Annotated in this window: 19 protein-coding genes and 1 tRNA gene; 16 read left to right on the top strand and 4 right to left on the bottom strand. The window is 36.0% G+C overall.

The features are described from left to right. From kbl to RM542_RS01850, 3 genes are all read left to right on the top strand, one after another. Positions 1-1,194 (top strand): glycine C-acetyltransferase, encoded by a 1,194-nt coding sequence (gene kbl / locus RM542_RS01840; RefSeq protein WP_311384003.1) that lies wholly within the window; start codon positions 1-3, stop codon positions 1,192-1,194. A gap of 113 nt (positions 1,195-1,307) precedes the next feature. After that, on the top strand, positions 1,308-2,666 hold the full coding sequence (locus tag RM542_RS01845) for an OmpA family protein (RefSeq protein ID WP_311384004.1): 1,359 nt from the start codon (positions 1,308-1,310) through the stop codon (positions 2,664-2,666). Positions 2,667-2,729: 63 nt separating this feature from the next. Further along, the gene (locus RM542_RS01850) at positions 2,730-5,465 is read left to right on the top strand and encodes a PD-(D/E)XK nuclease family protein (protein ID WP_311384005.1); all 2,736 of its coding nucleotides are present in this window, start codon (positions 2,730-2,732) and stop codon (positions 5,463-5,465) included. On the opposite strand, the gene RM542_RS01855 is transcribed toward RM542_RS01850, so the two are convergent. Next, positions 5,466-6,176, bottom strand: coding sequence for an SDR family oxidoreductase (locus tag RM542_RS01855; protein ID WP_311384006.1), 711 nt, complete (start codon positions 6,174-6,176; stop codon positions 5,466-5,468). A gap of 86 nt (positions 6,177-6,262) precedes the next feature. Between RM542_RS01855 and RM542_RS01860 the strand changes: the two genes are divergently transcribed. From RM542_RS01860 to RM542_RS01885, 6 genes are all read left to right on the top strand, one after another. Beyond that, positions 6,263-7,330, top strand: a complete 1,068-nt coding sequence (locus RM542_RS01860) for a galactokinase family protein (protein ID WP_311384007.1) — start codon at positions 6,263-6,265, stop codon at positions 7,328-7,330. After that, complete coding sequence (locus tag RM542_RS01865) at positions 7,327-8,199, top strand: sugar phosphate nucleotidyltransferase (protein WP_311384008.1); 873 nt, start codon at positions 7,327-7,329, stop codon at positions 8,197-8,199. The genes RM542_RS01860 and RM542_RS01865 overlap by 4 nt, the downstream gene beginning before the upstream one ends. 21 nt (positions 8,200-8,220) lie before the next feature. Further along, positions 8,221-8,799 (top strand): bifunctional precorrin-2 dehydrogenase/sirohydrochlorin ferrochelatase, encoded by a 579-nt coding sequence (locus tag RM542_RS01870; protein WP_311384009.1) that lies wholly within the window; start codon positions 8,221-8,223, stop codon positions 8,797-8,799. 4 nt (positions 8,800-8,803) lie between these two features. Then, complete coding sequence (locus RM542_RS01875; RefSeq protein WP_311384010.1) at positions 8,804-9,199, top strand: DUF7009 family protein; 396 nt, start codon at positions 8,804-8,806, stop codon at positions 9,197-9,199. Positions 9,200-9,432: 233 nt separating this feature from the next. Continuing rightward, the gene (locus tag RM542_RS01880) at positions 9,433-10,689 is read left to right on the top strand and encodes a site-specific integrase (protein WP_311384011.1); all 1,257 of its coding nucleotides are present in this window, start codon (positions 9,433-9,435) and stop codon (positions 10,687-10,689) included. An 855-nt stretch (positions 10,690-11,544) separates the two neighbouring features. Next, positions 11,545-12,348: an alpha/beta hydrolase gene (locus RM542_RS01885; protein ID WP_311384012.1), complete on the top strand. Its 804-nt coding sequence runs from the start codon at positions 11,545-11,547 to the stop codon at positions 12,346-12,348. A 154-nt stretch (positions 12,349-12,502) separates the two neighbouring features. On the opposite strand, the gene RM542_RS01890 is transcribed toward RM542_RS01885, so the two are convergent. Then, the gene (locus RM542_RS01890; RefSeq protein ID WP_311384013.1) at positions 12,503-13,414 is read right to left on the bottom strand and encodes a helix-turn-helix transcriptional regulator; all 912 of its coding nucleotides are present in this window, start codon (positions 13,412-13,414) and stop codon (positions 12,503-12,505) included. Positions 13,415-13,580: 166 nt separating this feature from the next. Here RM542_RS01890 and RM542_RS01895 point away from each other — a divergent pair, with 166 nt between their 5' ends. From RM542_RS01895 to RM542_RS01905, 3 genes are read left to right on the top strand one after another with little or no spacing between them, the layout of a single operon-like run. After that, the gene (locus tag RM542_RS01895) at positions 13,581-14,033 is read left to right on the top strand and encodes a nuclear transport factor 2 family protein (protein WP_311384014.1); all 453 of its coding nucleotides are present in this window, start codon (positions 13,581-13,583) and stop codon (positions 14,031-14,033) included. A gap of 28 nt (positions 14,034-14,061) precedes the next feature. Continuing rightward, positions 14,062-14,523 carry a 2Fe-2S iron-sulfur cluster-binding protein gene (locus RM542_RS01900; RefSeq protein WP_311384015.1) on the top strand — a complete coding sequence of 154 codons (462 nt, stop codon included), beginning with the start codon at positions 14,062-14,064 and terminating at the stop codon, positions 14,521-14,523. Positions 14,524-14,542: 19 nt separating this feature from the next. Then, positions 14,543-16,795, top strand: a complete 2,253-nt coding sequence (locus tag RM542_RS01905) for a molybdopterin cofactor-binding domain-containing protein (protein WP_311384016.1) — start codon at positions 14,543-14,545, stop codon at positions 16,793-16,795. 267 nt (positions 16,796-17,062) lie between these two features. Here RM542_RS01905 and RM542_RS01910 read toward each other — a convergent pair. Beyond that, positions 17,063-17,136: transfer RNA gene (locus RM542_RS01910), tRNA-Ala, on the bottom strand. Positions 17,137-17,188: 52 nt separating this feature from the next. Next, complete coding sequence (locus RM542_RS01915; protein WP_311384017.1) at positions 17,189-17,986, bottom strand: universal stress protein; 798 nt, start codon at positions 17,984-17,986, stop codon at positions 17,189-17,191. A 53-nt stretch (positions 17,987-18,039) separates the two neighbouring features. Here RM542_RS01915 and RM542_RS01920 point away from each other — a divergent pair, with 53 nt between their 5' ends. From RM542_RS01920 to RM542_RS01935, 4 genes are read left to right on the top strand one after another with little or no spacing between them, the layout of a single operon-like run. After that, complete coding sequence (locus RM542_RS01920; protein WP_311384018.1) at positions 18,040-18,540, top strand: GNAT family N-acetyltransferase; 501 nt, start codon at positions 18,040-18,042, stop codon at positions 18,538-18,540. Positions 18,541-18,544: 4 nt separating this feature from the next. Next, positions 18,545-19,885, top strand: a complete 1,341-nt coding sequence (locus RM542_RS01925) for an MATE family efflux transporter (protein WP_311384019.1) — start codon at positions 18,545-18,547, stop codon at positions 19,883-19,885. 28 nt (positions 19,886-19,913) lie between these two features. Beyond that, the gene (locus tag RM542_RS01930; protein ID WP_311384020.1) at positions 19,914-20,681 is read left to right on the top strand and encodes an enoyl-CoA hydratase/isomerase family protein; all 768 of its coding nucleotides are present in this window, start codon (positions 19,914-19,916) and stop codon (positions 20,679-20,681) included. A gap of 26 nt (positions 20,682-20,707) precedes the next feature. Beyond that, complete coding sequence (locus tag RM542_RS01935; RefSeq protein WP_311384021.1) at positions 20,708-21,184, top strand: DUF4199 domain-containing protein; 477 nt, start codon at positions 20,708-20,710, stop codon at positions 21,182-21,184. The last annotated feature ends 138 nt before the right edge of the window (positions 21,185-21,322 follow it).

Consider the following 21,322-nt stretch of genomic DNA (forward strand, 5'->3'; position numbering starts at 1 on the left):
ATGTACGGAAAAATTAAAAAGCATTTACAGGAAGAATTAAACTCGATTGAACAAGCAGGCCTTTATAAACGAGAACGTATCATAACATCTCAGCAAGGTGCAGTCATAAAAATAAGCACAGGAGAAGAAGTTATTAATTTTTGCGCTAATAACTATTTAGGCCTATCGTCTCACCCAGACGTGGTCAAAGCAGCCAAAGACACCCTTGATTCGCATGGGTTTGGTATGTCTTCCGTTCGTTTTATTTGTGGTACTCAAGACATTCACAAAGAGCTTGAGAATAAAATAGCAGAGTTCTATCAAACTGAAGACACTATTTTATACGCTGCGGCATTTGATGCTAATGGTGGTGTTTTTGAACCTTTGTTAACGGCTGAAGATGCTATTATTTCTGATTCACTCAATCACGCATCGATTATAGATGGTGTTCGATTATGCAAAGCGAAAAGATATCGTTATGCTAATAATGATATGAGTGATTTAGAAACTCAACTCAAACAAGCTAATGCTGATGGCAATCGATTTAAGATAATTGTAACTGATGGTGTATTCTCCATGGATGGTAAGCTTGCGCCTTTAGATAAAATTTGTGACTTAGCAGATGCTTATGATGCATTGGTTATGATTGACGAATGTCATGCTACAGGTTTTATTGGCGAAACAGGCCGTGGGACTTTAGAAGATAAAAATGTTATGGGACGCATTGATATCATAACCGGAACTTTAGGTAAAGCATTAGGTGGCGCTATGGGCGGTTATACAACAGGTAAAAAAGAAATAATTGAAATTTTAAGACAACGGTCACGACCTTACTTGTTTTCTAATTCTCTGGCCCCAACAATAGTGGGAGCATCTATCAAAGTCTTTGATATGCTTCAAAATGACACTTCATTGCGAGATAAGCTTCATGAAAACACACTTTATTTCAAAAAAGGAATGAAAGAAGCAGGCTTTGATATTATTGATGGGGAATCCGCTATAGTACCAGTAATGCTGTACAATGCTAAATTATCACAACAAATGGCCGATATGTTACTGGAAAAAGGTATTTACGTCATAGGTTTCTTTTACCCTGTAGTTCCTAAAGAGAAGGCTCGTATAAGGGTTCAACTCTCCGCCGCGCACGAAAAGGAACATTTAGACAAGGCCATAAATGCGTTTATCGAGGTTGGAAAAGCATTAAAAATCGTTTAAATGCTTAAAAAAATCTATGTAATACGTTAAAAAAAAAAGAAAATTGATTTTGTTAATAGTTCTTAACAACTTACATTTGCAGCTGATAAACACTTAAACGTAAAATTTTGAACATGAAACATCTTAGCAAATTATTAGTTGTTGCCTTATTAGTTTTAGGCGTAAACAACATACAAGCGCAAGACGAGAATAATCCTTGGCAGATTAGCTTTGGTGTAAACGCAATTGACGTTTATCCAACTAATGACGCTTCTGCTTCTTACGAAACAGGTACATTATTTTCTGAGTACTTTAATGCAAACGATCACTGGAACATTATTCCTTCTGTATCTTATATCGGAGTGTCTAAGTACATTGGCGATGGCTTTTCAGTTGGCGCTAGAGGGTCTTTAAACAGAATTGAAAAACTTGGAGACGTTAGAGTTGATGACCTTTCTCACTATGCTGTAGATGGTACCATTAAATATAACATCTTAAAAAACACAAAACTTGATCCTTTCGTAGAGATTGGTGGTGGTTACACTTGGGTTGATGAAATTGGCGCAGGTACTTTTAATGGTGGTTTAGGTTTAAACTACTGGTTCAGTGACAATGTTGGTCTTACTGTTCAATCTTCTTATAAGCATGCTTTCGAAGATTACGGAGTAAAACATTTCCAACACTTAGCGGGTATTGCAATCAAATTTGGTGGTACTGATACTGATGGTGATGGTATATATGACAAAGATGACGCTTGTCCTGAGGTTGCTGGTTTAGAAGCTTTCAATGGTTGTCCTGATTCTGACGGTGATGGCATCGAAGATGGTAAAGATAGTTGTCCTGACCAAGCTGGTTCAAAAGAAATGAACGGTTGTCCTGATGCTGACGGTGATGGTATTGCTGATAAAGATGATGCTTGTCCAAACGAGGCTGGTATTGCTGCTTTAGCTGGTTGTCCTGATGCTGACGGTGACGGTGTTGCTGACAAAGATGATGAGTGTCCAAGTGAAGCAGGTCCTGCTGAGAACAAAGGATGCCCATGGCCTGATACTGATGGTGACGGAGTTCTAGACAAAGACGATCAATGTCCAGAAGTTGCAGGAACTGTTGCAAACAATGGTTGCCCAGAAGTAACTGAAGAAGTTCAAAAACAATTAAACGATTACGCAAGAACAATCTTGTTTGATACTGGTAAAGCTTCAATTAAAGCAGAATCTACTTCTGTAATGGTTGACATTATCCAAATCTTAAGTGAGTATCCAACTGCTAAGTTCACAGTAGAAGGTCACACTGATAGTGTTGGTAGTGCTAAACTTAATCAAAGTCTTTCTGAGAAACGTGCTAACTCTGTTAGAGATTTCTTAATCGACAAAGGAATTGGTTCTGATAGATTAACTGCTATCGGTTACGGTGAAGACAAGCCAATCGCAACGAACAACAATAGAGCTGGTAGAGCTCAAAACAGAAGAGTTGAAATCAACTTGGTAAAATAAGAGTTTTATTACATACTTATATAAAAGCCTCGACAATTGTCGAGGCTTTTCTTTTTTAAATACATGAGTGCATTTTTAAAATATGTAGTCCAGAACACCTATAACAAATATGGTTCTTTTGAAAATCTGGTTTTTGTTGTACCAAGTGTACGATCAAGTACCTATTTAAAAGCTCATATTGCTGAACTTATTGAAAGCCCTATTTTCAGCCCCACTATTCTCAGCATTGAACATTTTATTCAAGAAATATCGCAGCTTAATAAAACTAGCAATACCGAATTACTCTTTAGGTTATATAGTATTTACTTAAACTCAGAACTAAAAGAAAAAGACGACTTTTTCTCTTTTACGCGCTGGGGACAAACCTTGTTGAGTGATTTTGATGAGCTTGACAGGTACCTCATTGATACCAAAAGTATATTTGATTACTTAACTGCTTTAAATAAATTAAATGCTTGGGGTGGAAAAGATGGTTTAACAACTATGGTTACCGATTATGTTAAATTCACTCAAACCTTTAAATACCTCTATGACGAATTTACAAGTCATCTATTAAGTACAAAAGACTCCTATCAAGGACTGCGTTATAAACTGGCTTATAGTAAAATTCACTCCTATATAAGTCAGACTTCCAAAAAGTCCCATGTTTTTGTTGGTTTTAATGCCCTAAATAAATCGGAAGAGTACATAGTTCAAAAAATATTGGCTACTTCCACGTCAGAAATTTATTGGGATATTGACTCCTATTTTCTAAATGATCCATTGCATGACGCCAGTTATTTTATAAAAAGACACAAAAAGAATTGGCCCTACTTATCAGGTAAAAAACTTCAAGGTGTTCAATCTAATTTTCTAGAAAATAAGAACATTGAGATTATTGGTATTCCTAAAAATATTTCTCAAGCTAAGTACATCGGTTCTTTAATTTCAAACATTTATTCCTCCAATACGCAAAACAAGCCTATTGCTCTAGTATTAGCCGATGAGACTTTATTGCCAGCAATCCTTAATTCTATTCCTGAAGAAGTAAAGGAGATTAATATTACTATGGGTTATCCACTTAGTGACACTTCTATTTCTAATTTTTTTACTGTTCTTATCGACTCCTATATCAATATAATCAACAATAAATGGTACTATAAAGATATTCTTAGAATTCTTTCGAACCCTATTGCGGTTAATTTACTGAATAAAGAATCTGACTTTACCGCTAATATCATTAATAAAATACTCAAGAATAATTATACCTATTTGACTCCTGAAGAGTTGAGGTTATTGACCGACTATGACAATGATAATTTTAATCTCATCTTTCCTATTCATAAGTTGAATTCAAAAGAGTTCATCACAAGATCTCAACAAATTATTACTTTATTACAAACGTCTTATAATCAAACCCATCAACTTATTGAACTTGAAAGTTTACAATTATACCATAACCTGTTTAATCAACTTAATAAGTATGTTGCTGAGCAAGAATATTTAAATGAACTTAAAACTCTTAAATCAATATTGCTCGAATTAATTGCCGAAGAACAATTAAATTTCCAAGGAAGTACAACTGATGGGTTACAAATAATGGGGATGCTAGAAAGTAGAACTCTAGATTTTGAAACGGTTATAATGAGTTCTGTCAATGAAGATATTCTACCTGCAGGTAAAAGCAATAATTCATTTATACCCTTTGATGTAAAAAAGGAGTATAACATGCCTACATTTAAAGATAAAGATGCTGTTTATACTTATCATTTTTACAGACTTCTACAACGTGCTAAAGATGTTTATTTAACTTACAACACTGAACCAGACGTTTTAGAAGGCGGCGAAAAGAGCAGATTTATTCATCAGCTTTTAACAGATGCTAACCTGAAGAACTTTGTTAAGCATAAAATTGCCGTGCAAAACAGCATGCCTAACCCCATTGAAGAAAAAACAATAGAAAAAACCCCCAAATTAATTGATGAGATTAAAGTAATTTGTTCCTTCGGCTTATCTCCTACTTCATTGACCAATTACATTAAAAACCCTTACGGTTTTTATAAAAAACATATACTTAAAATTAGAGAACAACAGCAAGTTGAAGAGACTATTGCACACAACACTTTTGGAACAATAATTCATGATGTTCTTGAAGCTTTATACACCCCACTCATAGGGCAATACCTCAACAAAACAATTTTAGAGCAGACAAAAACTAAAATCAATAGTACCGTTCAAGAGCATTTTAAAAGAACCTATTCAGATAGGAATGTTGATAAAGGGCAAAATTTTATTGTTCTTAAAGTTATTACTAAATACATTGAGTCCGTTATTCAGTTTGAAATAAATCAAATTGAAAAACATCAAATTAAAATTCTCAGTTTAGAGCAAGAGTTAAAGGTCATACTAGATATTCCAGAACTTGACTATCCTGTAAACCTTAAAGGTAAGCTTGATCGTATTGATGAAATTGATGGGCAATTAAGAATTTTAGATTATAAAACTGGCAAGGTTACCAAAAGTGAGGTTGAAATCTTTTCTTTTGATGAACTTACTTCTGACGATAAAAAAGCAAAGGCCTTTCAGTTACTATGTTATTCTCTTCTTTCACAAAATTCAAAGCCTATAGTTTCAGGCATACTCCCAGTTAAGAATCTCAACTTGGGAATCTTAAGTTTTGCGAAAAAGTCAAATTCTAAACCTATAACTAAGGACCATTTGATTACAGATGTCGTATTAAATGAGTTTAAGTCTGAATTAAAACGCCTTATTCTAGAGATAGCAGATCCTAAAACTCCTTTTAAAGAAGTACTATTGTGATTATTTTAAATCAGGCCTAGTTGGCCTCACTTCTATTTTACTAGGCAAAGTTCTCGGATTCATTTGTAAAAGATCTACAACTAATTTTCCAATATCTTCTGGTTGTATTTTCCAAGCATCTTTTTCTGACGGCTCATTGCCATTAAAATGAGTTGCAACGGAACCGGGCATTATTGTAGAAACTTTAATTCCATACTTTCTTAAATCTAACATCACAGCTTGGGTAAAGCCAACTACACCAAACTTAGTGGCATTATAACCAGCACCAGAGGCAAAAAAATTGGTTCCCGCTAAACTTGCCAAGGTCATGAAGTATCCCTTAGAGTCCTTTAAGGCCTCAACTGAAGCCTTGAGTGTATAAAAAGCACCTGTCAAATTGGTACTCATCATTTGATTCCAAGAATCGATAGTCATTTCATCAACTGGCGCAAAATAACCTACACCAGCATTCGCTAGTACAACATCTAATTTTCCCCAAGTTTTGAGAATTGTTTGTATGGCTGTATTTTCATCTTCATACGAACCTACATCAGACTGTACACCAAGTACCGCACCTTCAAACCCTAAAGTTTTAACCGCCGATTGAACAGCAAGGTCATTTCTTCCACTAATGGCTACTTTCATTCCCCTTTCTAATAACGCAGCTGCTACACTATATCCAATTCCCTTACTGCCTCCAGTAATATAAGCCACTTTACCTGTCAAATCCATATGTAAAATTTATAGTTCAAAAATAACAAGTTAGCTTCTAAAAATCCTAATTTGTACTTCAATTCAAGCTGTGTCTATTTTTCAAAATGATTAAAATTAAAGCCCCTGGAAGAGTATGTTTATTCGGAGACCATCAAGACTATTTAGGGCTCCCTATAATTGCTTGTGCAATTAATAGACATATTGGATTAGAAGCTCATTTAAATAACTCTGAGTTGCTTAAAATACGTTTTATAGACATTAATCAAACCCGTTCCATTACGATACCTTATAATTTTAATAATTACAACCCAGAAGATACTTTTATCGCAGTTTTAAAAGTACTTGAAAGATATGGTTGTAAACCCAATCTTGGTTATGATATTTCAATCACAGGGAATATCCCTATTAATGCGGGCTTATCAAGTTCTTCTGCCTTAATTTTAATATGGATAAGTTTTTTGGTAAAGGCATTTGGCCTCAAAGTAGAATGCAATCAAGAACTACTTGCTAAAATAGCCTATGAAGCTGAAGTTTTGGAAAGAAATGGACCTGGAGGTAAAATGGACCAATTTAGCATTGCTTTGGGAAACATAATTTATTTAGAAACTGACGAAAAAGCCGCTTATAAGACTTTCAATCGAGAACTACCTGGTCTTATTATAGGAGAATCTGGTATTCCCAAAGACACACTTGGTCTTTTAGCAGATAGAAGAAGGTTAGCTCTTGAATCCATCGTTTTCCTAAAAAATTTGAATCATGGGTTTGACGTTAAGAATATTACAGAAAATACGATAGAACATTATTTAGATCAATTGCCGAATACGTTGAAACCTTATTTTAATGCAGCTGTTAGAAATCATTTAATTACTCAAAAGGCCTTATCAGAATTTGAAGAGGAATCTCTTGATATACCAATATTGGGTAAGTTGATGAATCAACATCATTCCATCTTAAAAAACGATTTAAAAATTACTGTACCGAAAATTGATAAAATGATTGACGCAGCTTTATTAGGTGGTTCTTATGGTGCAAAAATCGTAGGCTCAGGGGGGGGTGGCTGTATCATTGCTTTAGCTCCCGAGAACAAAGAACAAAAAATCATAAAACAATTGAAACTAGCAGGGGCAGTAAATGCCTATAAAGCAGAAGTGTCAGAAGGAATACTACTATGATTAATAACCTTATCATTTTAGCAGGTGGAGCTTCTTCAAGAATGAAGAAAGAAAGTACCTTAAAAGGCCTATCTGAAAAAGCCGTCCGACAGGCCAATACTCGAAACAAAGGTCTTATAGAAATCGGAGAAAAGAACACACCATTTTTACACTACCTTTTACATAACGCCAAAACAGCAGGGTACTTAAATATCTATATTGTTATTGCTGAAAAAGACGATTTATTTCAAGCAGTATATGGAAAAAACGAAGCTAATAATAGTTATAAAGGACTTACTATTTCTTTTGTTCGTCAACACATTGTAAACGGCAGGTCAAAACCTCAAGGTACTGCCGATGCTCTTTATCAAGCGCTAGAACAATATCCTATTTTAACAAAAAGCTCTTTTGTAGTATGTAATTGCGATAATTTATATTCTACCAAAGTTTTTACCGAACTAAAAAAGGTTAACTCACGAAATGCTCTAATTGGTTATGATAGAGAGGGTCTTAATTTCTCTTCTGAAAGAATTGGAAAATTTGCTTTAATGAAAATTGACGAAGATGGATATCTTATGGATATCATAGAAAAACCTTCACCCGAAGAAGCGCTTAGTTATCAAGATGAATTTGGTAAATTAAGAGTGAGTATGAACATTTTTAAATTTGACGGAAGTCTTTTTTATCCCTTCTTAAAAAATTGCCCTATTCACCCAGAAAGAGACGAAAAAGAATTACCTACAGCTTTACTTAAAATGATAAGAAAAAAGGACTATAATGTAAAAGTAATTCCCATTTCGGAACATGTGATTGACTTGACAAGTAAGGATGATATATCGGTTGTAGAAAAGTATTTAAAAGAACACTATCCCAAGGGGTTAAAATGGTAATGTCTAATAATTTGAAGCTAGATGGAACGAAATGAATTATATCCTGTATTTCTAAAAGTAAATAACCTAAACGTACTTATCGTAGGTGGTGGTAACGTCGCTGAAGAAAAACTTACCTTTTTGTTGAAATCGAGTCCTAATGCCAAGGTCGAAATGATATCGCCAATGTATAGAGAAGCTACTAAAGAACTAGCTAAAAATCATCAGGTAAAATTGTATAAAGGCAAGTATAAAAAACGTTTATTAAAGAAAAAACATATTGTAATAGCTACAACTGATAAACCTTCTGTAAATGAAAAAGTTTATGCAGATTGTAGAAAGCGTTCAATTTTAGTTAATGTTGCTGACAATCCTCCCTTTTGTGATTTTTATATGGGAGGTATTGTTACAAAGGGCAATGTAAAAGTGGCTATTTCAACCAACGGAAAATCACCGACCACAGCCAAAAGACTGCGTCAATTTTTCGAAGATGTAATTCCTGAAAATATTGATGATTTAGTTAAAAATTTAAATGAATACCGTAAGACAATCAAAGGTGATTTTGAAGAAAAAGTAGAAACATTAAATGAATTCACTAAAGGGCTAGTGAATAAAAAATAAGATAATGAAGATAAGAATTAAAGGGAATTCCGTTCGATTTAGATTAACAAAAACAGAAGTTGAATTGTTCTGTAAACAGGGGCAAATTTCAGAAGTTACCGAGTTTCAGTCAAAAAAATTCTACTATGCTTTAGAGATAAAATCTGGAATAAAATCGTTACAAGCCGATTTTACAAATGATACTATAACCCTTTTTCTTCCTGATAGTGTGCAAACTTCATGGGCAACTGATAACGTAATCGGCCATAGTAATGAAGTGGATTGGAATGACAAAAATACGCTATCATTACTAGTGGAAAAAGATTTTACTTGTTTGGATAATACTATTGAAGATCAGTCAGATAATTATCCAAATCCTAAATTAAGTAGTGAAAAATCAAAAAAGCCCTCACATTTGTGAAGGCCTGTATTTACTGAGTGGAGAATACCGGAGTCGAACCGGTGACCTCTTGCCTGCCAGTTTCCGAATTAGCATTCTTCTAAAATCTAAAAATCATTTTATTTATCTGTTTTTCAGAGTGTTACACCCATTTTCATAAAATTTGAAATCATTCAATATCATCTGATTTCAACAAAAAGTGTGCACAAACTGTGCATTTTTATTCCTAACTTGATGTTAATAAAGCATCATAATTGGCAAAAGTTAGGCTCATTTTAGACACTCGAAAGTCATCGAAAAGTTCCAATTCGGAACTATTTCCGATTGCATTACGAGTCTATCATATCAAACCTAGAATGATTCGTTTACCATATCATACTTCCAAAATTGGTTGGAACGACAAGAATCAAAGTTTAAAAAAATCAGCCGCCATAAATAAAACTTTAGATTGTGATAATATTAATCGAATACTATACAATAAACTTCATGATGCTAAAAGTCTTATTCATGAATTGGGAGACGGAATTCAATATATGGGTATTGATGTTTTAATAAATGAAATCAAAACCAGGTGGCAAGATAAAATCAGTCCACAGCTCAAAAGTAAAATGTCCAACGGTTTAATGTTATCGGATTGGGGCAAAGTAATTATTGAGCGTAAAAGAAAACTGAACAAACCAGGTTCGGCGGAATGGTATCACTATGCAATAAAAGATTTTATAAAGTTCAATAATAATAAAGACTTCCCCTTAGACCAATTAAGTGTTAGTATATTAAAAGACTTTGAGATTTATAAAGAAAGTAAAGGGCTAAAACCCAATGGTATCAATTCACATATTAGAGCATTAAGAGCTTTATTCAATGCTGCACTCTATGAAGATAAAATAGATGTGCTAAAGAATCCTTTTAAACGCTATAAAATACCTTCTTCAAATCCTACCAAGAAAAGAGCTATCCCAAAAGAAACCTTCTTGAAAATTAGGACTGTACATTATCCTGAAGGTTCTGCGTTATGGCATACCAAAAATTATGCTTTAATTATGTTCAATTGTAGGGGCATGAACCTTATCGATTTAGTAAAGCTCAAAAAGTCGAATATCAACCAAGACAGATTGTTTTATGGCAGAAGTAAAACAGGCGACCCTTTATCGGTAAAACTTACTCATGAATTGAAGCAAATTCTAAGCTACTACTTAAAACAAGAATATAATGATGGTTTCTTATTTCCATCAAACTATGATGGAAGTACTTTACATCACGAAAAATATAAAACCATCAGAAGAAGAGTAAACCAAAGATTGAAACAAATTGCTCAAGATGCAGGTATAAAAGAACATTTTACTACTTATTCCATTCGTCATTCATGGGCTACTATAGCAAAACATATGGGAATCTCCACTGCCATTATAAGCGAAGGGCTCGGACACAGTTCACTTAAGACTACAGAAATTTACTTGAAACGTTTCGACAATGCTACTTTAGATGATGCAAATGAATTAATAGTTGCCTAGTTTCAATACCTCGCTCAGTAGTATTAGTTTTAGTAAGATTTGGGCTTGCAGTACGAAACAAGGTTTCGCTCGCTTTATTTCCGTTTACAAGGAAGCTATCTTTTTGCAACAATATATTTGTCCCATTTCTTACCTGAATACTTAGCGAATGGATCCTTTTTCGATTTTATAGTGTTCGGGAAGATAAACGTAAATAAAATTGAAATAGGGCGCTCCTACTTTTGATGTTTTAATCAACTTTTTTCTTTTGCAACCATCGGGAGCAAAGCAAGATTGTCATGACAATGATACATCTTGAATTGCTGCTCTATAGCAAAAAATTTTCATGAATAAATTCTAAAAGAAGCTGCCGTTAATTCTGTTTTTTACTAAAAAATTAATTGATTTTCAGTGCGTTAAGACCGTTTTTACTAAAAAACCAAGACTTGGTAGTTTTTTGACATTGTTAAATAGCTGAATAACAAAGAATTATAAAATATAACCTGCGCTAGCAGGTTATCCTCTTGCTTCTCCAAACTTCTTAAACATTAGGTGCCGCTTTTAGAGAAAAAATATGAAGGAAAAAGTTGTATGTTAAAAGGCTAATTAACGAGAATACTAAAAAAGACCAAAAATGGGACACTCTTTGATGATTCAGGACAAACTTGTAAAAAGGTATCTTAAAACGGCAGTTTTATATGATCGATTATTTTGTTTGAATTTTCTTAAGAACGATATTGCTTCATCCTTCCAAATGTATATTATTCTGACTGATCTTCGCAATGGCCTATAAACACTAGAATATTTATATATTAGGAACATAACAACTTGTTACTATACACTATTGTTCCTACCTATTTAAAAAACGACACTAAATTGCAGAAAGAAATAAAAATTAAATTAGAAGAAATCGCAATTAAGCGAACTGACGGATTTCCCGATAGACCGACAATTATTTTCTTGCACGACTCTTTGGGATGCATAAAATTATGGCGGGATTTTCCTGAAAAAATTGGCGAGCTCACCAAATGCAACATACTAGTTTACGACCGACAAGGATATGGCAAATCTTGTCCATTTTCATATTCCAAAAGAGATAACTATTATATGGAGCAAGAGGCGGATTTGCTCAATGAATTGTTAAGCTTTTGGCAAATCGACAAGGCAATTCTTTTTGGACATAGTGATGGTGGCTCAATAGCATTGATAGCAGCAGGAAAGTATCCCGACAAAATACAAGGAATAATTACCGAAGGAGCGCACATATTTGTAGAGGACATTACCATTAAAGGAATTGAAGAAGCCATAAAGCTTTATAAAACGACTGACTTAAAAACCAAATTGGATAAATATCACGGAAACAAGACAGACGAAATGTTTTGGGCTTGGGCTTCTACTTGGACATCAGACCAATTTAGAAATTGGAATATTGAAGGGTTTTTACCGAAAATCAAATGTCATATTCTAATAATACAAGGCGAAGAAGATGAATACGGAACATTAAAACAAGTAGAAAATATCATAACACAAATCAACGGAAAATCAAATCAATTAGTTATCCCAAGTGTTAAGCATACACCACATAAAGAAGTTTCGGAACTTATTTTACAAAAAGCAAGTGAGTTTATTAACGGAATAAATGAATATAAGACGGGTGCCGAAAATGAATATAAAAAATAGGCGAAATAGCAGTAAAATCAAAGCTTTGGCTTTGTATCAAAATTCTTCGCTAGCATCGTAAATCTGCCGTTCTGTGGAACTCATACTTTTTTTAACCAGTAAAATCTCAAAAGACGCTTGTATCGGAAGTAGATGAAACTCTTAAATTCAGAACTCAATTCAGCATTCGAAACTCACTTGGCGAATACCCGACTTGGCGTTTGAACAGTCGACTAAAATGCTGTGGATACTTAAAACCTAATTCATAGGCAATTTCACTCACCGATTTGTTAGGTTCGAAAACGCGTTCTTTGGCAACAGTGATAAGTTTGTTCTGAATGTATTCTTGGGCTGATTTTCCAGTTTCCTTTTTAATCAAGTCCCCAAAATAATTGGAAGACAAATGCAATTGGTCGGCAAAATAGCTTACTGAAGGCAAGCCTTGTTTTTGTGGCTTTTCCGAAGTAAAATAATCGTTCAATAGAATATCGAATTTTTCCATGGAACTTTGGTGGGCGGTTTCCCTAGTAAGAAACTGTCGGTCATAGAAACGCATACAATAATCCAAAAAGAGTTCAATATTGGCGACTATTAATTTCTTACTGTGCTTATCTATGGTCTGCTCCAACTCAAACTGTATTTTATCCAACAAACTCACAATTACTTTGCGTTCTTTTGCTGAAATGTGCAAGGCCTCTTTTACCGAATAGGCGAAGTAATTATAAGTACGGATTTTTCTTTCCAAATCAGTGCCTGCCAATATATCTGGGTGAAATAACAGTGCATATCCCTTCGGAACAAAATTGGGGTTGTTTTTGGTCAATCCAATCTTTTGGTTCGGGCCAACAAAAACCAAAGTGCCCTCATCATAGTCATAATCTTTACCTCCATATTTTAATTTACATCCCTTAGCGTCCTTTAAGAAAATCGCGTAGCAATTAAAAAGTAGTGCGTCATGGCTTGGAGCCGTCTTCGCTTTTACATCCACAGTTTTAAAATCGACCAAACCGACCAAGGGGTGCAAGACTTCCTTGTCTCGTAATTTGAGGTAATCACTTACGGAATCGATACGATATACATTTTCCATGCTCCAATTAAATTAAAGTTAAAGATAAGCTATTGATTTCCAGATACTCCAATTACCTATCGAATAACAGTAATAGTGGTATGCATATCCGTTATTTAGGTAAGTCATTTGTTTTCAACGGATTGTACTTTTGACCAAATCGATTACAATTTTAAAATAATATGCTATGAGAACCTTACTAATCGGACTCTTTTTAATTGCCATTTGTTCGCCATCATTCGCCCAAGATGCCACCATTGAAGAAGAAATCAAGGAGCTTTCCAAAACCAAATGGCAATGGATGGCCGATAAAGATGTGGATAAACTAGCCACCCTATTTCATGACCAATCCAAATTTGTGCATATGAGTGGCTCTTGGAAAAAAGCCCGTGAACTCGAAATTATCGAAAGTGGTAGTATTTGGTATAAAAATGCCGATGTACACGACGTTGCTGTCGAAGTTTTTGGAGATGACACCGCAATTCTTTGGAACAGAATAACCCTCGTCGCCCATGTACGAGGTGATGATGTTTCGAATGAATTTACCGTAACAGAAATCTATAAAAAAGAAGGGGGCGATTGGAAACTGCTGGACTTAACCTTCAGCAAGGTTCGCGATACCCATTCAATTGAGCATTAATTTGTAACTTCAAAGAAATCATTTCATCATGGCAAAATATACTCTAAACATCAACGGAGAAACCAAAGAAGTTGATCTTGACCCATCAACACCCATGCTTTGGGTGCTACGCGACCATGTCAAATTGCTCGGAACAAAATACGGCTGTGGTATAGCTCAATGCGGGGCTTGTACGGTGCATCTAGGTGACAATGCCGTGCGCTCTTGTCAGCTAACCGTTTCGGCGGTGGGTGACCAAGAAATTACAACTATTGAGGGACTTTCAGAAAACGGAGACCATCCTGTGCAACAAGCTTGGATGGAAGTCGATGTTCCGCAATGCGGCTACTGCCAAGCGGGTCAGATTATGACCGCTTCGGCTTTGTTGAAAAGAAACCCTAGTCCATCAGATGCTGAAATTGATTCGGCAATGAATGGCAACATCTGCCGATGTGGTACCTATACGCGAATTAAGAAAGCTGTGAAAATAGCTTCGGAATCCGTGGTTTAATCCAAAAAAGAGAAATCCAATGACAGCTATAAAAACAAAATTCGGAAGACGTGCCTTTATCAAGAACACGAGTCTTGCCAGTGGTGGAATGATATTAGGATTTAATCTGTTGGCCTCTTGTAAAGACAAGACGGTTGAACAGGTCATGCAAATGCCAAAGGAGTGGTTTGAAATCAATAGCTACTTAAAGATTGGTGACAATGGTTTGGTAACGGTGTACACCCCAAACCCAGAATTCGGTCAGAACATCAGAACTTCCATGCCGATGTTGGTCGCTGAGGAATTGGATGTGGATTGGGAAAGCGTCCTTGTCGACCAAGCCCCCTATCACAAAGAAAATTTCGGATTCCAGTTTACAGGTGGCAGTCAAGGCATTCGCAGACGATGGGAATCTCTGCGAACCGCTGGCGCAACGGCCAAACATATGCTTCGCGAAGCAGCAGCTCAAACTTGGAAGGTACCGCTTGAAGAGATTACTACGGAGTCCGGAGTATTGAGCCATGCCGCCTCAGAAAAATCAGCAGGTTATGGTGAAATGGCGGCGTTGGCAGCAACCTTAGAAGTACCTGAAGAAGTAACGCTGAAAGAAGTCAAGGATTTTAAAATTATCGGTACTTCTCGTAAAAATGTAGATGCCAAAGATATTGTAATGGGCAAGCCAATGTTTGGAATGGATTATCAAAAAGAAGACATGTTGATTGCCATGATTGTGCATCCTCCGGCCTTTGGTATGACCTTAGCATCTGTAGATGGAGATGCCGCTAAAGCTATGCCGGGTATCAAAGATGTAGTCACAATAAAAAGCTATAAAGACGACTTTCAAAAAGCGGGTTTTGATACCAATGCTTTTCCCGAATTGGTGGCCATAGTGGGTAACTCCACTTGGGAAGTGATGCAGGCCAAAAAGGAACTAAAAATTGACTGGAAGCCGATAGTAGCATCTACCGAAACCATAAAGGGATTCAGAGGCGATCAAACCAAAAACATCCCAGCGGGATTGGAATCTACTATTAGCCACAAAATACAAATGGCGGAACTGGCCTCCAAACCAGGTAAAATCACCCGGAAAGACGGTAATCCGGAAAAAGCGTTTCAAGAGGCTGCTAAAGTCTTGGAACGAAGTTATTCCGCGCCTTTTTTGGCACACAACACCATGGAACCCTTAAACGCTTTTGCCCATGTACAGGGAGACAAAGTGAAACTTGCAGGGCCCATGCAAATTCCCTCATCGGTGGTACCTTCAATTAGCAGTAGTCTCGGAATTCCCGAAGAGAATATTGAGATGGACATCCCCCGTATGGGAGGTGGATTTGGCCGTAAAGCTTATGGGCATTATGTATTGGAAGCGGCCTTGATTTCCCAAAAAGTAAATGCGCCCGTAAAATTAGTCTATACCCGTGAAGATGATATGACCAACGGCATTTACCGTCCTACCTATCAAGCGACCTATCGTGCCGCTTTTGATGCGGATAATAATTTGACGGCCTTGCATGTAAAGGCGGGGGGAGTTCCCGAAAGTCCGTTGTTTGCGAATCGTTTTCCGGCAGGGGCCTTGGACAATTACATGGCCGAAGAGTGGTCGATAGATTCGAATATCACTATAGGGGCATTCCGGGCGCCACGCTCCAATTTTATGGCGGGTGCCGAACAAGCATTTTTGGATGAGATTGCGGAGACCCTAGGCAAAGACCCCATTCAATTTCGGTTGGACTTGCTCAAACGTGCCAAGGATAATCCTGTTGGGGAACAGAATGATTATGATGCTGAGCGCTACGCGGGAGTTTTAGAACTGGTTCGGGAAAAATCAGCCTGGAAAGAAAACGATGCGAGCGTCAACAGAGGGGTGTCAGCTTATTTTTGTCACAACTCTTATGCGGCCCATATATTAGATTTGACGATGGAAAACGGGAAGCCTGTCGTAGAAAAAGTATGTTGTGCTATCGACTGTGGCATTGTGGTCAACCCGGATGCTGCCAAAAATATGGCAGAAGGTGCCATTATAGATGGTATCGGAAACGCACTTTTCGGTGAACTGACCTTTGAAAATGGCGTACCCACAAAAAATAATTTTCATACTTATCGCATGATACGTGCGAGTGAAGCACCGAAGGAAATCGATGTGCATTTTGTGCAAAACGAAATTGAACCTACGGGCATGGGTGAACCGCCATTCCCTCCTATTTTTGGGGCGGTTGGCAATGCATTATATAAAGCCACAGGTCAACGACACTATGAGCAGCCTTTTGTGAAAGAGAAGCAGGTGGTTGGATAGTTAGTTTAAGCAGCAAGCTATTCCCCTAATACTAACAAACAAGGAGATGGTAATTTTATATTTTAGAGAAAGCATTCTTTAATTCATAAATATTGAGGGTAACTACTTATAGGAAAGGAGTACTTTCTTGAAAAATTTTGCACTAATTTCACGCTCTAAATGTTAAATTTTACTTGATTTCAAAGAATATTTCAAAAGTGTGCACAAACCGTGCATTAACATAAACTGAAAAAGCCCCCACATTTGTGAAGGCCTGTATTTACTGAGTGGAGAATACCGGAGTCGAACCGGTGACCTCTTGCCTGCCAGGCAAGCGCTCTAGCCAGCTGAGCTAATCCCCCGTGGTTGACAAAGGAAACACATTTTAATTTGGTTTCAAAATAGGTTTTTATGTTAGTCTTTTTTAACACTAAGAATTAATACCGGAACAGTAGCGTGAAATTCTGATTTAAGCACCGTACTTTTCTCCCATAACTTTTTGAAGAAACCTCTTTTTCTTCTAAATACACATAGCATGTCTGGGTTCTTTGCTTGAAAATGTTCTAGAACGCCGTGATAAGTCGTAGGATTTTCAGAAATAATCAGATTTTTACTTACATCTAACAAAGCGGTATTAATCTTTAAATCATCTTCGGTATAACCAGGGGTTTTGATTAATAAAAGATTGACACCTGCCTTATGTTTGCGCATAATACTAATCAATGGATATAAAACCTTGCTACGTTTAAGAATACCTGATTTGAAAGCAACCAATATACTTTTAATTGGCAGATAGCCTGTTCCTTTGGGCACCACCAATGTTGGGATATTAGTTTGCTTTACGATACGCCCAGAAGTGTTTCCTAAATACAACTCTTCATTAATATCATTACTTCTTGGAGCAATTATGATTAAGTTAATATCTAATTCTTTCGTGATTTCTTTCAAACCATCAATGATATCACCGTTATACGATGCGATCTTAACATCAACACTTTTTGTATCCATCTCAGCAACTAATGCTTTAATGTTTTCACGGTGGGTCGCTTCAACTTTTTCTTCAACTTTACCTAAGCTTCCTGCACCTATAGCAACTTGATAAACATCCATTATGAAAACATTTGCTCCAAAATCAGCAGCAAAATCAATCGCATATTTTAAAGTTTCATGCGCATCAGGCGAAGTGCCTAAGGGTACCAAAATATTATTCATGGTCTGGTTATTAGTATTATACTCTAAATTTACAATTTAATCGAAATCAAATCATGATACGACGTGCAAAGTTATCTGAAATAACTGATATTCTTTTAATGACCAAAGCATGCACCCAGTTTATGGAAAGCCAAGGCATTTATCAATGGACCCAGGATTACCCTTCCAGAGAAATATTTAATAATGATATTAAGCGTAAAGAACTTTTTGTTCTCTTAAAAGATAATCGTTTGATTGGAACCATTGTTATTTCTACTTTAATGGATGAAGAATATAAGCCTGTAAAATGGCTGACTCCAAATGACAATAACATCTATATTCATCGCTTAGGCGTACACCCGGAGTATCAAGGACAAGGTAATGCACAGCAACTTATGAATTTTGCGGAAAACTATGCGAGAGAAAATAATGTTAGCTCTATCCGTTTAGACACTTTTTCACAAAATAAGCGTAACCAAAAATTCTACGAAAAAAGAGGATATCAAAAACTAGAAAATATTTTCTTTCCTAAACAAAGTAAACATCCCTTTCCTTGCTATGAGTTAGTTTTGTAGCACGATGATAAGCAAAACGGCCATTACTTTCAAGAATATCAATAGGTTGGCTATACCGGCAACTATTTCAGGTATAGCAGAGCCGATTTTATCCATTACTGATACAGCCATTGTAGGCAATATTCCTGTTGACGGATTAGAATCTTTAGCTGCTGCCGGAATTGTAGGTTCTTTTTTATCTATGCTAATTTGGGTATTGGGGCAAACAAGAAGTGCTATTTCAGCTATCATCTCACAATACTTAGGCGCAGGTAAAATCAAAGAGGTTGAAGACTTACCAGCGCAGGCCATATTTTTAAATATCATGCTAAGTCTGATTATTTTAGCCAGTACTATTTTTATTGTAGAAGATATTTTTAAATTATTTGAAGCCTCAGGTAAGATTTTGACCTATTGCGTTTCATACTATTCTATTCGGGTTTGGGGTTTTCCTTTAACCTTATTCACTTTTGCAGTATTTGGTATTTTCAGAGGACTTCAAAACACTTATTATCCCATGTTAATTGCCATTATTGGGGCACTATTAAATATCATTCTAGATTTTATAATGGTTTATGGCATTGAAGGAGTAATCCCGGCTATGTATCTAGAGGGAGCCGCTTGGGCAAGTCTAATATCACAAGGGGTTATGGCTATTCTAGTATTCTTTTTACTAAGAGCTAAAACCGATATCAAATTAAAGCTTCGTTTTCCTCTGAATAAAGAGTTAAAACGTCTCATATATATGAGTCTTAATTTATTCGTTCGTGCTTTGGCGCTGAATACGGCTATGATTTTAGCAGTAAGAGAAGCAACGGCCTTAGGTGACCGGTTTATTGGAGCCCACACAATCGCAATAAATTTGTGGTTGTTTTCAGCATTTTTTATTGATGGTTATAGTGCAGCTGGTAATAGCATGGGCGGCAAATTATTAGGCGAAAAAGATTATGATGGACTTTGGTCTCTTGCGAAAAAAATCATGACATACGGAATGGTTGTGAGTCTTATTCTGTTATGCCTTGGTTTCCTATTCTATTTTCCGTTAGGCCGTATTTTTTCTAATGAAGAAATTGTATTGCAAACCTTTTACGGTATTTTCTTTATTGTGATTCTAAGCTTACCAATGAATACAGTAGCCTTTGTTTTTGATGGGCTTTTTAAGGGTTTAGGAGAAATGAAATATCTGCGAAATATACTACTTTTGGCTACTTTTCTTGGATTTATTCCCACCCTATATTTAAGTAAATATTTAGGTTGGGGTTTTTATTCAATTTGGATTGCTTTTGTAGTTTGGATGGCAATTAGAGGAGGTACATTGGTTTGGAAGTTTCGCCGAAAATTTCGTCCACTCTTACAAAACCAGTAACTTTCAACAACTAACTAATACATAACTTATGGGTACTAATAGACCTAATGGAAGTCTTTATACCAGTATACAAAATAAGGTAGGTACAATAGAATTCGGACATCAGGCCAGTAATTCTTTTACCTCAGAACTTCTAGAAAGATTAGTGAATGAAATCAACATACTCTCTGCTAATGATGAAGTCTCTGTAATTATTTTAAAATCAGAAGGAGAACGTGCTTTTTGTGCAGGTGCTTCGTTTGATGAGTTGGTTGCTGTTTCAAATTTAGAAGAAGGCAAAACTTTTTTTAGTGGATTCGCTAATGTTATTAATGCCATGCGAACTTGCAAAAAACCTATCGTTGGTCGTATTCAAGGTAAAGCTGTTGGCGGTGGTGTTGGTTTGGCATCAGCTTGTGATTATGTTTACGCAACCATTGATGCGTCTATAAAACTTTCAGAGATTTCTATTGGTATTGCGCCATTGGTAATTGCGCCGGCCGTCGAACGAAAAATTGGAAGAGCTGGACTTGCCGAAATGGCACTAAATCCAACGGAGTGGAAAAATGCGTATTGGGCAAAAGAAAAAGGAATGTTTTCCAAAATTTATGATACCATTTTAGAAATGGATAAAGAACTGGAACATCATGCTTCACAACTAGCCTCTTATAACCTTGATGCCCTATCCATTATGAAAAATGTGCTCTGGGAAGGCACAGAACATTGGAAATCATTGCTATTGGAAAGAGCTGAGCAATCGGGTAAATTAGCCCTGTCTAAAGCCACAAAAAAGGCCCTAAATAAGTTCAAAAAATAAGAAACCTTTATAGAAGAATCAATAAGATGAAAAATTTTAAAACAGAGATTAAATGGGCCATCATTTTTACAATTGCTGGTCTACTTTGGATGGTGCTAGAAAAGGCATTGGGTTGGCATGATGTGCACATTGATAAACATCCTATCTACACCAATTTTTTCGCTCTCATTGCGATTGCAATTTTTGTTTTTGCACTTATAGAAAAACGCAATAAAGATTTAAGTGGCAAAATGACTTGGGTTCAAGGATTCGTTTCTGGTATTATAATTAGCGTAATTGTGGCTATGCTATCACCACTTTCGCAGTACATTACACATGAATATATAAGCCCCGATTATTTTCAAAATGCCATCAATAATACTGTAGAAAACGAAATCATGACTCAAGAAAGCGCTGAGTCTTTTTTCAATTTTAATAGTTATCGCATACAAGCAGCCTTCGGAGCACTTGGCGCTGGTATTGTTACCGCAGGAATTGTGTCGTTATTTGTTAGAAAAAAATAAACTGGTCTTGACTACGTTGTAGAAAAAGAATCATTTTACCAATAATAACTCTTGACTTTATAGCACAGCATAATGGATATACTTTCCTTTTTGAATAGTGATTTAATCTTACCCGGATTAGCCTTGTTGGTTATCGGA

Source organism: Croceitalea sp. P059 (assembly GCF_031846365.1).
Classification (GTDB): domain Bacteria; phylum Bacteroidota; class Bacteroidia; order Flavobacteriales; family Flavobacteriaceae; genus Croceitalea; species Croceitalea vernalis.